Origin of the sequence: Paenibacillus sp. JCM 10914 (genome assembly GCF_001315105.1) — a bacterium.
In the GTDB taxonomy this organism is placed as follows: domain Bacteria; phylum Bacillota; class Bacilli; order Paenibacillales; family Paenibacillaceae; genus Paenibacillus_AQ.
On record NZ_BAZR01000005.1, the window covers coordinates 1 to 13,453 of the forward strand.

General features: G+C 47.5%; 9 protein-coding genes and 1 pseudogene. 4 read left to right on the forward strand and 6 right to left on the reverse strand.

Features of this window, described 5'->3' with window-relative positions:
* Positions 1 to 97: 97 nt before the first annotated feature.
* Positions 98 to 771: pseudogene (locus JCM10914_RS08615) on the forward strand (uracil-DNA glycosylase).
* A 106-nt stretch (positions 772 to 877) separates the two neighbouring features.
* On the opposite strand, the gene JCM10914_RS08620 reads toward JCM10914_RS08615, so the two are convergent.
* Positions 878 to 1,642, reverse strand: coding sequence for a LytTR family DNA-binding domain-containing protein (locus tag JCM10914_RS08620; protein WP_036717459.1), 765 nt, complete (start codon positions 1,640 to 1,642; stop codon positions 878 to 880).
* A gap of 327 nt (positions 1,643 to 1,969) precedes the next feature.
* On the opposite strand from JCM10914_RS08620, the gene JCM10914_RS08625 reads away from it, so the two are divergent.
* Entirely contained in the window at positions 1,970 to 5,614 is a 3,645-nt protein-coding gene (locus JCM10914_RS08625) for an S-layer homology domain-containing protein (protein WP_231638581.1), read from the forward strand.
* 330 nt (positions 5,615 to 5,944) lie between these two features.
* Complete coding sequence (locus tag JCM10914_RS08630) at positions 5,945 to 6,349, forward strand: hypothetical protein (protein ID WP_023959683.1); 405 nt, start codon at positions 5,945 to 5,947, stop codon at positions 6,347 to 6,349.
* Between the two features lie 252 nt (positions 6,350 to 6,601).
* On the opposite strand, the gene pdxA is transcribed toward JCM10914_RS08630, so the two are convergent.
* From pdxA to JCM10914_RS08650, 5 genes are all read right to left on the reverse strand, one after another.
* Positions 6,602 to 7,603: a 4-hydroxythreonine-4-phosphate dehydrogenase PdxA gene (pdxA, locus tag JCM10914_RS08635; protein WP_023959685.1), complete on the reverse strand. Its 1,002-nt coding sequence runs from the start codon at positions 7,601 to 7,603 to the stop codon at positions 6,602 to 6,604.
* Positions 7,600 to 7,806 carry a nucleotide-binding domain containing protein gene (locus JCM10914_RS29915; RefSeq protein WP_023959687.1) on the reverse strand — a complete coding sequence of 69 codons (207 nt, stop codon included), beginning with the start codon at positions 7,804 to 7,806 and terminating at the stop codon, positions 7,600 to 7,602. The genes pdxA and JCM10914_RS29915 overlap by 4 nt, the downstream gene beginning before the upstream one ends.
* Entirely contained in the window at positions 7,803 to 8,894 is a 1,092-nt protein-coding gene (locus JCM10914_RS08640) for a four-carbon acid sugar kinase family protein (RefSeq protein WP_023959689.1), read from the reverse strand. Before JCM10914_RS08640 ends, JCM10914_RS29915 begins: the two co-directional genes overlap by 4 nt.
* 52 nt (positions 8,895 to 8,946) lie before the next feature.
* On the reverse strand, positions 8,947 to 9,933 hold the full coding sequence (locus JCM10914_RS08645) for a 2-keto-3-deoxygluconate permease (protein ID WP_023959691.1): 987 nt from the start codon (positions 9,931 to 9,933) through the stop codon (positions 8,947 to 8,949).
* Between the two features lie 160 nt (positions 9,934 to 10,093).
* Positions 10,094 to 11,776, reverse strand: a complete 1,683-nt coding sequence (locus tag JCM10914_RS08650; protein WP_023959693.1) for a sigma-54-dependent Fis family transcriptional regulator — start codon at positions 11,774 to 11,776, stop codon at positions 10,094 to 10,096.
* A gap of 254 nt (positions 11,777 to 12,030) precedes the next feature.
* Here JCM10914_RS08650 and JCM10914_RS08655 point away from each other — a divergent pair, with 254 nt between their 5' ends.
* Entirely contained in the window at positions 12,031 to 13,290 is a 1,260-nt protein-coding gene (locus JCM10914_RS08655) for a mechanosensitive ion channel family protein (protein ID WP_023959695.1), read from the forward strand.
* Positions 13,291 to 13,453: the final 163 nt, after the last annotated feature.

Below are 13,453 nucleotides of genomic sequence, written 5' to 3' on the forward strand. Positions count from 1 at the left end.
TAACAGCGGCTTGTTTTTTGCTATGAAAATACCGACCGGACCCATATGATATAATCGAGTCAAATCTTGAATCTATTGCAGGAGGATCATACTAGAAATGGCGATATTGAAGAATGACTGGGCGTCCGAATTAGAACAGGAGTTTGAGAAGCATACTACTTAAATTTGCGGAAATTCCTGATCGATGAGTATCAAGAGAGGACGATTTATCCGGACCAATACGATATTTTTAATGCCCTGCACTATACATCACTGGCTAATACGAAGGTTGTGATTTTAGGTCAGGATCCTTACCATGGACCGGGGCAGGCTCACGGCTTAAGCTTCTCTGTGAAGGAGGGGGTCCGCACGCCTCCATCCTTGCAAAATATGTTTAAGGAACTGAAGGATGATTTAGGCTGTTACATCCCCAATAACGGCCATTTGTTGACATGGGCCCAGCAAGGGGTGCTGCTTCTGAATACGGTGCTCACGGTCAGGGCGCATGAGGCGAACTCACATAAAAACCGAGGATGGGAAAGATTTACAGATCAAGTCATTGAGACGATTAATCGGAAAGACGAACCGGTCGTGTTCCTGCTGTGGGGAAGCCATGCACAGAAGAAGGCGGAACTCATTATGAACCCGCGGCATCGGCTGATTCGTTCGCCGCATCCGAGCCCATTGTCTGCGCATCGCGGTTTCTTTGGCAGCCGGCCGTTTTCTCGTGCGAACGAATTTCTGCGAGATATGGGGCTTCCAGAAATCGATTGGCAAGTCCCCAATCTGTAAGAATAAGATAGGCTAATATCGAGTTCGAAGGGATGACATCTGAAAAATGTAAGACCACATCCGCATGAGGATGTGGTCTTTGGGCGTGTTCTCGCCTTTAGCGGCATTAGATAACCGATTCCCAACGATACGCCCAAAGATAGCCTTTTGATTCTAGAAGAAGGGCATTCGGACTTTCTTTGGCTATGACGATACTATTGTTGGTATTCATCATGTAACCATCGTTCATTCGTTCAATGACGATGGGAATATCCAACTCCATGAATAGCTGCCGCATCCGATAAATCGTATTATACAAATTGGAAAGAGCCCTTTTCTCCTCTACATTCGTCCAGAGATCATCGATAATTCTCCACTTATAGCACAATTTATTGTCGTGAAGCAAGAAATAATAGAATAACTCCTCCGTTATGCGAGTCGGCCATTTAACAGGCTGCTCTCCTTTCATAACGGATACTTCTCCATATAGCTGGACGTATAGCTTCTTATGGTTCAATTTCTGCCTTTGACCATAATACTTCTGCAGACGCTCATCCAGCTGTTCTACCATATTGGGTGTCATTGGCTTCAGGAGATAGTCCAGAGCCTGGACGCGAAAGGCTTGTATGGCATATTGCTGGTGGGCGGTTGTGAAGATCACGGGCACGTCAATACCGTCCTCCACCAAGTTCTGAGCCAATTGAATTCCCGTCATTCTCGGCATTTCGATGTCGAACAAGAGGGCGTCTGCATCCAGTTTCGGTATTTCCCGCAGTGCATCGAGTGGCGATTGGAAGCAGCCCACAATTTGAAAGGGGCCATAGGTTTCCAGTAATCTGGCATTCATCCCCAGAATCGGTTTCTCATCCTCTACGATAATTACCTTCCACATCATCTCGTCTCTCCTTCATTGAATGCATCCAGGAATGGTCCTTTTTTCCAATAGGCCGTGGAGCATGATCCAGTCCAAAGTACCTATTACTCTCACCATGTGGTCGCATCTCTATGGGTACTATCATATGTTAAACATCTCTCAAAAAGCTACCCATCGCCGGGTCGGATTTGAGAGTTTTTTGAGAGATGTCCCTGATACATTGGAACTAACCATTTTTACAATCTGCTTCGTTGGAGGGTGTTATCCGCATAGTTAATCCATGAATAGGGGTAAGGGGCACAAGAAGTCGTAGGATGTTACCAAGGTTACTAATTTACAGGATGGGTGAAACAATTGAAGAAAAAAATGATTTCAATGATCGTGGCCGTATTGTTCGTTGTTACGAATATGCCCATGGCGTATGCACTATCGCCAGTGGCGGAGGTTTATTATAATGTCGGAACCAGTACCTATGATCCAAGCGAATTTGAAAGCCAATTAAACGATGCTGTCAAAGCCAGACTGATAGCAGAGGGAGTAAATCCTAAATATGTGTCGATCATGGACGCAAGCGCGGATCCGGCAGCGGTAACGGATACGACTCATGTGCATTCCGGTTATGATAGTTGGTATATAGATCGTGGTTATGTGATCCCACCGGCGGTCGAAACCGCTGATTACAACCACGTCCAAATTTCCAACAACGGCAATACGTTGACCTTCTATGGTTATACTTCACCTGCTTACAAGGACTTCATGCTGACGAGAGGGAGCCCTTCAGGCAAAAAGATCATCACCTTTGACATGGACGAATCCAAAGTAGATTACCACAGCATGGAGGGCGGAGGTTTTCTATTTAACACACAGATCGACAGCAACGGGAAGCTGAGCGGCTACGCGATTTTATATATCCAAGGCGCTGTCAAAGTATATAAGATCCATGAGGTAGACGCAGCCGCCCTGCACAATGAAAATTCAAGATCTCTTAGCAGCATGCCAGGCGTTAGCGAAATCGGAAGTTATGCGAAAGGGGCCTCCACCCACCACAGCATCAAAATTGTTGCAACGGATACGACGTTGAATATGTGGGATAATGGCGACCAACTTATTCGAAATTTAGCGCTCTCGAATGTTTACGGCAACGAATTTGGCCCGATCGTGAGTCATGTAGGCCATAGCTGTGGGGTCATCTCGATTTTTGAGTTTGAAAATATGAGATTGTTTTCCACTTCGAGCAAGACATTAGATGTCGCCGTAGATAATATCCAGTGGGGGACAGCACCTTTGCGTTATGTCGTGAACATTAACGATGACCCTCGCGGTGAACTGGACGGTGGATCGAATCAATCCAATTTGACGGATTCGTTCAACAACAGCGGCGCCCAATATGTAGGCGTGACGGACGCAACGTATAAGGACATCGACCAAGCGTTTATTGACGGAATCCTACATGGCGGACTACGTGTCGATTCCGACAAATCCGACACCGATATCATTCAAGAGATTGCTGATCGTATAGCAACTCAACTGATTTCGGATTATAGAGAGGCTATTCTGGCTATTGAAGCGGCCGAGAACAGTACTGACATCCAATATCAACCTGGTGACAACAAGAACTCTGTAAAAAACAATCTGACCTTGAATGAAGACAGTGGTGTAACCACAGTCTGGTCCTCTGACCAGCCGTCGATCATTGCACCAGACGGAACCGTGACCAGGCCTGTTATTTCTCAATCGGGTACTTACGTGAACTTGAAAGCTACCATCACCAAAGACGGGCTTACAAGCGAGAAGACGTTTACCGTTTATGTTATTGCCGCAGATCCTGCTCCTTTAAGCACGTTGGCAGCAGTTGCCGGCAATCAACAAGTGACATTGAACTTCCCTGCGCTAACAGGAGCAACGAACATCGTTGTGGAACAATCTACGGACGGAACTACCTTTGCTCCGGTTAGCCCGGTAGAGACGCTGGATGCCGCTTCAACGAGCGCAACCGTGACCGGATTAACGAACGGAGAGACCTACTATTTCCGGCTAAAAGTTGAATCGGGACTCTACGATGGTCAATCCAATGTCGTCGAAGCTTTACCTTCAGAATCGTTAACCACATTGGCAGCGGATGCTGGCAATCAACAAGTGACATTGCATTTCCCTGCTTTAACAGGAGCAACGAACATCGTTGTGGAGCAATCTACGGACGGAACCACCTTTGCTCCGGTTAGCCCGGTAGAGACCTTGGATGCGACTTCGACGAGTGCAACCGTAACCGGATTAACGAACGGTGAGACCTATTATTTCCGTTTAAAAGTCGAATCGGGTCCACATGCAGGCTTGTCCAATGTGGTCGAATCCATGCCTTCGGAACCGATAACGACCTTATCGGTTGTGGCAGGCCATCAGCAAGTGACACTGAATTTCCCCGCATTAACAGGGGCGTCGAATATTGTTGTTGAACTATCCACGGACGGCATCACCTATATACCGGTTAGCCCGGTGGAGACGTTGGACGCTGGTTCGACGAGAGCAACCATCATCAATCTATCGAGTCGTGAAACCTACCATTTCCGTTTGAAGGTCGAGTCAGGTCCACATGCAGGCTTATCCAATGTGGTCACGATCCGAACAATTGAGCCTTCAGAACCTCCGGCAAATCCGCCGGCAGGGAACACGGAAGTTGTGCAGCCGCCAGCTACAATGAAGCCGGAAGTCATTGTTTCTGATCAAGCCAATGGGGGCAAAGCCGTTCAGGAGAAGATTACGAAGCTCGTCGGAGAGAATTTAAAAGTATCGGGGAAAATCAAATCGGCGACCGGCCAAGAGCTTCATCTGCCGAATATCGTCATGAACCAGGATGGCAGTTTCACGCTTCCGAAAGTCGCGCCTGGCGAGTATACCTTGTCACTGAATGTGATCGCCCCTAACGGCGAAAAATTGGCTGGTCCTGCGGGCAAGCTAAGCGTTGATGGCGATGGAAAGGCAAAGTTATCCGTAGATCTAGTCGATCCGTATGGCACGATTCTCGATAAGGTGACAGGCCAGCCTGTTGCAGGAGTAAACATGCAATTGTATTGGGCCGACACCGAACTGAACCGATCCAAAGGCAGAGTGCCGGGTACGCTTGTTCAATTGCCGGAACTTCCGGATTTTGCGCCGAACAAAAACCATAACCCACAGATGAGCTCGGACAGCGGTGAGTACGGCTGGATGGTTTACGCAGAAGGAGATTACTATTTCCTGGGCGAGAAGAACGGCTATACGATTTTTGACAGCCGGAATGATAAGCGAGAAGAGCGTTTTGGGAATGACAGCTACATTAAAGACGGCATCATCCACGTCGGCGAGACGATCGTCAAATTTAGCTTCTCTGCACAACCGAAAGTGAAGGACTCAGGCGCTCATAGTGCGTATATGGTTGGATATCCTGACGGCACGTTCCAGGCAGATCGCGGGATTGTCCGGTCAGAGATGGCAGCAATCCTGTCCCGTTTGTATGCATCTGCAGCGGGCTCTAATCAAGTATCGTATTTAGATGTCAATGCAAAACATTGGGCTGTGAATGCAATCACGATAGCCACCAACAATAAATGGATGGTCGGTTTCGGCGACAACACGTTCCAGCCGAAGAAACAGATCACCAGAGCGGAATTCGCACAGATCCTCATGAATGTATACCAATGGGACGTCGCCCAGACAAGCACGTATACTGATGTAGCGGGGCATTGGGCTGAAAAAGCCATTGCAACCGCCCAGAAGCAAGGGCTGCTGTTCGATTTCACGGAGGACACTTTCAATCCGGGTCAATCCATTACGAGATTAGAGGTCGTTCGGATTCTGAATCAGTTGCTGGATCGCAAACCTTGGGAAATCAAGGTCGGACCCAAATGGACCGATGTTCCGGAAGATCACATGAATTATTCAGACATTATGGAAGCTTCGATTCCGCATTCATTTGAGCACTTCGAGACTGGAATCGAGAATTGGAAGGAATAGGGGTAGCGGCGAACTATGGTTTTATACAGCCACGGTTTGCCTCCATATCTATGCAAAAAGCCCGCTCAGTGAGCGGGCTTTTTGCATAGTTTTAATGAGAAGGGACTATATTTTCTGTCCTTTCTTCCGCATAGCGCTTTAGTTTTTTTGAAGCGCTCATGGTGAAACAACTCTCGATGTAGTTTCCATTAAGACAACCAGTCCTTCGCTCGGCATTGTTTTTAGCTCTCGTTTTCCATTCCCTGGTATACTAATGACTGGTACTCATACTAATGAATATTAGCGAATACTTCATTATGATTTCACTATTGGTGAACTACAGGAGGATTTATGATACAAGAGGGATGTAACAAGTTTTTCTGGGGATTTTTGTTTATCTTATTTAATTTCAGAATCCAGGGTGTAGATATATTACCGGACATTATCGGGTATATCTTGTTCGCGATGGGATTTCAAGCGCTTGCCGGGTATAGCGAACATTTTGCCAAGGGGAAAATCTTCAATTTGGTTCTAGTGTTCCTGTCTGTATTCACCATATATCAGCAGCCTAATCAAGGGGAAGAGACTCAGATCAATCCGATTGGCATCATTATGGGGGTGGTAACGCTTGTGCTGCTTCTTGTAGTCGTCTATCGTTTGCTAATGGGAATCAAGGACATGGCGTCCAGTCGGAATCGTTCAGATATTATGAAGGAAGCGAGAAGAAATGGAGCTTTTTTCTTGTCTTTCAAATAGCCAGCCTATTTCTATTCGTTCTGATCCTCATCCCACCCTTGTTTATGGTGACGGTTATTGTTATGTTCGTGGTGTCGATTGTTTTAATGGTGTCTTTCATGCGGTTTATGCGGGTGTGTGGCGAGCAGTTATCACATTCTTGAAGATGGACATTCATCGTTAGGAAAAAGTAGGTTGGAGAAGGGTTGACATTGACCATAACAAAAAGACCCAGCAAATGCTGGGTCTTTTAACTATGCAATCCTTACACGCTTAGATCTGATCCTTCGGTGCCAGCTCAATGGCAGAACGGATCGCGGCGAGCATGCTCTTGTCGTCGGCGATGTTCTTCCCTGCAATATCGAAGGCGGTACCATGGTCGACGGAGGTGCGGATGATGCCGCCTTTCAGTCCGACCGTGATGTTCACGCCCTCTTCGATGCCCATGACCTTGACTGGTGCATGTCCCTGATCATGATAGCAGGCAACAACGATATCGAAATCGCCTCTGCCGGCTCTGAAGAATAACGTGTCCGCCGGCAGGGGGCCCACGACGTTAATGCCTTCCTGCTGGGCACGTTCGATGCCCGGCTGCAGTTTCTCCTCTTCTTCGCCGTTGCCGAACAAGCCGTTCTCGCCCGCATGCGGGTTAATTCCGCAGACAGCAACTCTTGGATTGTCGAGACCGGCTTTCTCCAAGGTATCATGGGCCAGCTTGACGACGGTGTACGTTCTTTCCGGGTTGATGCTCTGAATGGCTTCGATCAATCCCATATGCGTTGTGAGGTGAATGACACGCAGATTCGGAGTCGTCAGCATCATCGAGAAGTCTTTCGTGTCCGTGAGATCAGCCAAAATTTCCGTGTGTCCCGGATACAAATGTCCGCCTTGGTGCAAGGCTTCCTTGTTCAGCGGAGCCGTGCAGATGGAGTGGATCTTCCGCTGCTTCGCCAGATCGATCGCTCTAGCCAGGAATTGAAAAGCCGCATCTCCCGCAACCGCGGACACTTCTCCGAATGGGAGGTCAGCGGGAACCAGATCCAGATCGATGACATCTACCGTGCCGAATTCGTATTTGGCCTCGGTCGCATCTTGAATCGCATGTACCTTCAGGTCTGAAGCGATAATGGGCAGCACCCGCTCTAAAATTTTTGCATCTCCGATCACGAGTGGGTTGCAGTTATCGTACATTTCCTGATGGGACAATGCCTTCATAATAATCTCCGGTCCGATGCCTGCCGCATCGCCCATCGTGATTCCAACAGTCGGTTTCATGCTGAATGGCCTCCTTTTAACTTTTGAATCGCATGGATAAATACGTCGGGTTGGCCGAATCCGCCAGCCTTGGTGATGACATATAGCTCATCGTTGCCTAGGAATTTCGAAATCGGCACGCCGATTTCAAGCTCGTCCAGCAATTCAAAACCGCTAATATTCCATTTCATGCAGATCTGTTTAGCGGTATCTCCGCCAGTCATGGATACGCCTGTGAAATACCCGTTCCCGAGCAACTTGGCACAGATTTCACCAATGGCACGTACAATCTCATTACTGACTTCGGTATGATCGAGCCTCTAGCCTCGCCAACGGCACGTGCTTGTTCGATATCACGCTGTTCAGCGGTCGAGTAGAAGACGATATCTTTACCTTCGAGAGCGACGGTCTTTACTTCTTCATATACCCGGCTGATTTCCGCATCGCGCTCGGCTTGCTCGGATACAGCTTTGTAGGAACTGAATGGTACCGGGTAAACATCGGTTTGTTCAAGCAGCTGTTTAAGCTGTGCGCGCGAGTTCTTGTTCACGCTGCCTACGACAGTAAGGATCGGCCCTGGATTGCGCGCGATGGCAAGCTCGACCGAATGGCTGGAAATGCCGTAATGAGCCGGCAGATAGTTGGCAATGCCTGCAGAACCAGCCCATGCGAAACGAAAGTCAAGTTGTCTGGTGATGTGCAGGATTTGCTCTAAATGTGCTTCTTCCGTGGAGTCAACCACCACATACGGAATACGCTGTTTTTTCATTTCGTTCAACTTGATCTCAACGTGGTCTGCTCCAGCATCCAGATCGCTGACTGAAATCATGCCGACGGCATACTTCGTTTGCTGTCGGAGCAAGTCAGGAAGATAGGAATGGGTGACCGGTGTCTTGGGATCGTTAGCGATCTCGGTTTCCGCCAGCGGTATACCATTCAAGTAATGGGTCGCGTTGAGAATGGTGCGATTGTTCTTGGGATAACCCGGGACGATCATCATAAAGTCGGGCTTCACTACGTCATACACGGCATCGATTTCGAGCCCGATATTGCCGCGCATGGTGGAGTCCATTTTCTTAAAAATCGTATCAAATCCGGCTTGCGTTAAAAATTGAGCGGCCCGGCTTACTCGCTGATAAGCTTCTTCCGGGACGATGGAACGGCTATCGGTATCGAAGACGACCGCATCATAATGATGGATGTTGTCTTCGTCCATGTCGAATAACACGCTTGTTTTTAGGCCATGACGAGCGAGTTGGACCCCGCTGTCATTGGCACCGGTCAAGTCATCGGCGATAATAGCTAGTTTCATGCAGTTGCCTCCTCCTAAATAGCTGATGGGATAGAGGGGTTAATCCATACCTCTATGATGTGGGTCTTTGGTTGTATTTCTCCACGCCGCCTGATTTCTCAAGTCGTTTGGACAGGAAACCAATGAAGATGGGCAGAAGAATCGCGGTTGTCACTACGCTTGCGGCAATTTGTACGGTTGCCAGTTCGGCGATGGGAGCAAATGATGCGTTCGCAGCCACAATCGCAGCTGGAGTACCTACTGCATTACCTGCTGTGGAGCCTTCCGAAGCCCCGACGATCGGGTTCCAGCCAATGGCTCTGAATAACAGGAAGCCAATTCCGCCGGTAAGCAATACGGTCAGCACGCCAAGCAAGATACCGCTGAGTCCGCCTTGGATGATGGACGAAAAGTTGATGCCCATACCCAGAGAGAAGGCAAAGAAAGGAACCAGCTTGTCGCTGCCTTTATGCAGCCAATCGGCCATATCCCGGTCCAGGTTTCCGATCACGACACCGACGAGCAGGGGAAGTAGTACCGCAACGAAAGACATCGGCGAGAACATGCCATTAGCAAAGCCCATGGCGCCGAAGATCGAGAGCGCGACCATCGTCAAGAACGGCCCGTCGCTCAGTGCAAGGAAAGGGTAGGCAGCTTTGTCATCTTCTTTCCCGTATTGTCCTGCTAACGCAATATACAGTCCGCCGTTGGAATTCGTCATCGCGGCGATAATGGCGAGCGGGGCAAGACCAAGGAATAATCCATTGGAATCCGCAAACAGAATGGCGATCAAACCTAGTGCCGCACCGATCACCCATTTAAACACCAGCAATGTGACGCCTTTTCCGACGGAAGATCCCGCTGTCTTAAACGTGATTTGCGTTCCGGCAATCAATAAGAAGAGGGCGATGAGCGTACTTGAGCTATTCACGAATAAGGCCTCCGTGAAACCGCCGATCCGCAAAGCGTTTGGTGCAAATGTATTGATACATGCTCCGATGAGGAGAGGAACAACCATCATACCGCCAGGGATACGATCTAATGTTGCTTTGATTTTCATAATATTAGCTCCTTGTGTAATCGTTTTATTGAAGCGTTTGCAGTAATTATAGTAGTCCAAATTGTTTATTTTAGCAACATATAATTTTTGTAAATATTATAATTCCGTAAAAATGTTTAAAATTGCAACATATATGATGAAAAAGAGCGTAAACTTAAAGTTACTCTTTAAGTTTACGCCAAAGTGTGGCTCGATTAATCCCTAATCGTTCTGCCGCTCTCGATTGGTTATTATTTTCCTCATGAAGTACGTGTTGAATAATTTCTTTCTCGATCTCTTTTAGCGTCCCTTCCAGTTGGATGGGGCTTGAGGCGGAATTCCCATCCAGTAGACGCGATAATGTTTCGGCTGAGATTACGTAATCCGCTTCGTTCAAGGCGGCTTGTTTGATGATCTGTTTAAGCTGCCCGATTGTCATACGCGAAGCAGCTTGTCGCAGCAGCTGTAATGCGTCATCCTTAATCTTCACCGCAGTAGTCCCGTATTTCTGATGGTATCGGCTTAAAAAATGCTGAATGAGCGAAGGCAGATCGTCCAAGCGGTCAGACAGCGACGGCATGATGATCGTATTCAGCTTCGCCATCTCGGCTCCAGGTCGGTCAAGCGCCTGCTCGCTAAGCATGAATATGCCAATTCGCCTGTGTTGGCAGGCCTCAATGAATGCTGTGAACCGAGGATCATGAATACCTTGTTCAATATGAAGCAATTCGACATTGCGAACGTTGGACAGCGGAATCTTCTCTAACTGACCCGGGGGAACTTGAGCTGCATCGACCTGTAGCAGCAAGCCGCCTTCCGAGTACAATTGAGAAATGTATTGAACGATGAATGACTTCCCCGTATCTTTCTCCCCGAGCAGATGAATAGGTTCAAGGTGTTTATAAAGGGCTTCGATGTTCTCCAATGTTGAACGCATAGCGGAGGATTCAGCTACGATCGGCTCAGTTAAAGCATCAGTGATTACTTTTATCCCTGGCTGCGTTAATTCATAAGGTTGTTCCTTTTCCAGAGTGTAAACTTTATACGTTGTATGATTCAATGTCGTTTCATACGCCGTGACCGCAAGCTGGAAGTCGTCGACCATAAAGACGTTCTGAATGATGGATTTGTGGAAATCCAAGTTGGTATTGGTTAGGAAAATATGATGATCCGTCAACGGGCTATGGTCGAAATCGGTCAATTGCTCGAATATGATCTCATTCTGATCGTTAAATATGACGAGATTCGGATGTTCCTTCATAACCAGATCGTTCAATATCAACGAGACGACATTGTTTTTGCTAAGGTAGCGATAGATAAGCTGGGCATCCTCAAGGGCTCTTACGATTGATTCCTTGCCGGAATGTATTAACAAACCGTTCAAACCGTATGCCTTGGCTGTATTCACGGTGACCACGTCACCAACAATCTGACGGTAACCGTCGGCCTTCAGCTCTAGTAGTAACCTTGCAACGTCTTCAGAGCTATGTATCGTGTAAACTTTTAAAGGCAAGTCCATCAGATCTATAATCGATTGTGCGCCTGAGGTTATATTGGAAAAGCCGACGATGGCGGTTTTCTCGTTAAACTGGCTCGCTAGTGTCAATGAACGGATCATGTCGTATCCCGAGAGGTGGACGTCAATGACCGGGATGGTCACCGCGTCTTTGATCCGTTGCGCCGTACCGCCGCGACTAATAATTACTTCGGCCCCGTCTTTCTCGGCATGCGCTGCTAATTCGGCTCCTTTCATCAAGTCGCCGACCGCATACTGAATGTCCAGCTCGGGAAAATGGGGAATGCACTCTTGTATTACGGGAATCATTGCTTCATATGGAGCAATCATATGGACGCGTGTACGCATAACTTACCCTGCCTTTACTATAATCATCCAGTCGTATACCCGTATTCACGGAATCAAGATGTTTACTTTTTATTATAGCCAACTTATATCGGAATCGCACCTCGCGAGTATAAGCAGCATGTCCTATGACGAATGCCTATCGGCTATAAGGATCACTACAGATCGGGCTTCCAATGGGATTTTTTGTTCTTTTGCGTAGTACTAGAATCTATTTTATAATAATAGGCTAACATAAACAGCGGTAGGAGGAACCAATGGATTTTATCAGAAACCAACTAGACGGATACGGCATGAGCGAGCAAACGGTGATTTATCTATCCAACATGATCATGGTCCTTTTCATTGCGCTGGTCTCGATTCTGGCTAATTACATCGCGAAGAAGATCGTGCTGAAGACGATTATTCATATCGTCAACAACAATCGGTATACGTGGGACAATATCATCGTGGAGAAAAAAGTGTTCCACAAGCTGTCGCATCTCGTGCCGGCGATCATTATTTATTTCTCGGCGTCGATCTTTCCGGCGTACCAGACCCTAATTGAAAAAGCAGCAATGACGTATATGATCATTGTTACGATCATGGTGTTCAATGCGCTGCTGAATGCGTTTGACGAGATTTATCGCTCGTTTGAAGTGTCCAAGGTCAGACCGATCAAGAGCTACATCCAGGTGGCCAAAATCGTGCTGTTCATTATTGGCGGCATCATTGTCATCTCGAACCTCATCGGCCAGAATCCGCTGATCATTCTCAGTGGGCTTGGCGCCTTGTCGGCGGTTCTGATGCTCGTATTCAAGGATTCCATCCTTGGTCTCGTGGCCGGGGTGCAGTTATCGTCCAATGATATGGTGCGGGTTGGCGACTGGATCGAGATGCCCAAATATGATGCTGACGGCGATGTCATCGACATTACCTTGAACACGGTGAAGGTCATGAACTTCGATAAGACGATCACCATGATTCCCAGCTATGCACTCATTTCGGATTCATTTAAGAACTGGCGGGGGATGCAGGTATCCGGCGGCCGAAGAATCAAGCGGAGCATTTATATCGACACGAGCAGCATCTGCTTTTGTACCCAGGATATGATCGAGGAATTTCGGAAGATCCACTACCTGTCCGACTATGTTGCGAGCCGATTAGAAGAGATTGAGGAGTATAACCTGGAGCATCAGATCAATAGGGATAGCAACGTTAATGGAAGACAATTGACTAATATCGGCGTGTTCCGAATTTATATTCAGGAGTATTTGAAAAATCATCCGAGAATCCATAAGGACATGACGCTCATCGTCAGACAGTTAGCGCCCGGCGATAATGGAATGCCACTGGAAATCTATGCGTTCACGAATGATACGAACTGGGGCATATATGAATCGATACAGGCGGATATCTTCGATCATATCTTTGCCGTTGCCTCGACATTCGGGCTTCGAGCTTTCCAGAATCCAACAGGCCATGATATTGTTCATTTAAAAGAAAGCTCAGATTATGTACGCGAATATGGAAGCTAGGACGCAAATACCATTTCGTTGAAGAATTTGCAAGTGGAAGCATTGCTTCAAGCCCTTGTCTGTCGCACGGCGGATGGACTAGGGTTTGAAGTTTTATTTTTAATATGGTATATGTTACTATATAACCGACAGTCAGTCGGTCGGTATCAAGCAAAGGAGATAT

Bases quoted from the DNA above. Each gene is read 5' to 3' on its own strand.
- JCM10914_RS08620 (WP_036717459.1), bottom strand. From the start codon at position 1,642: ATGTGGAAGGTAATTATCGTAGAGGATGAGAAACCGATTCTGGGGATG.
- JCM10914_RS08630 (WP_023959683.1), top strand. From the start codon at position 5,945: ATGATACAAGAGGGATGTAACAAGTTTTTCTGGGGATTTTTGTTTATC.
- pdxA (WP_023959685.1), bottom strand. From the start codon at position 7,603: ATGAAACCGACTGTTGGAATCACGATGGGCGATGCGGCAGGCATCGGA.
- JCM10914_RS29915 (WP_023959687.1), bottom strand. From the start codon at position 7,806: ATGACTGGCGGAGATACCGCTAAACAGATCTGCATGAAATGGAATATT.
- JCM10914_RS08640 (WP_023959689.1), bottom strand. From the start codon at position 8,894: ATGAAACTAGCTATTATCGCCGATGACTTGACCGGTGCCAATGACAGC.
- JCM10914_RS08645 (WP_023959691.1), bottom strand. From the start codon at position 9,933: ATGAAAATCAAAGCAACATTAGATCGTATCCCTGGCGGTATGATGGTT.
- JCM10914_RS08650 (WP_023959693.1), bottom strand. From the start codon at position 11,776: ATGCGTACACGCGTCCATATGATTGCTCCATATGAAGCAATGATTCCC.
- JCM10914_RS08655 (WP_023959695.1), top strand. From the start codon at position 12,031: ATGGATTTTATCAGAAACCAACTAGACGGATACGGCATGAGCGAGCAA.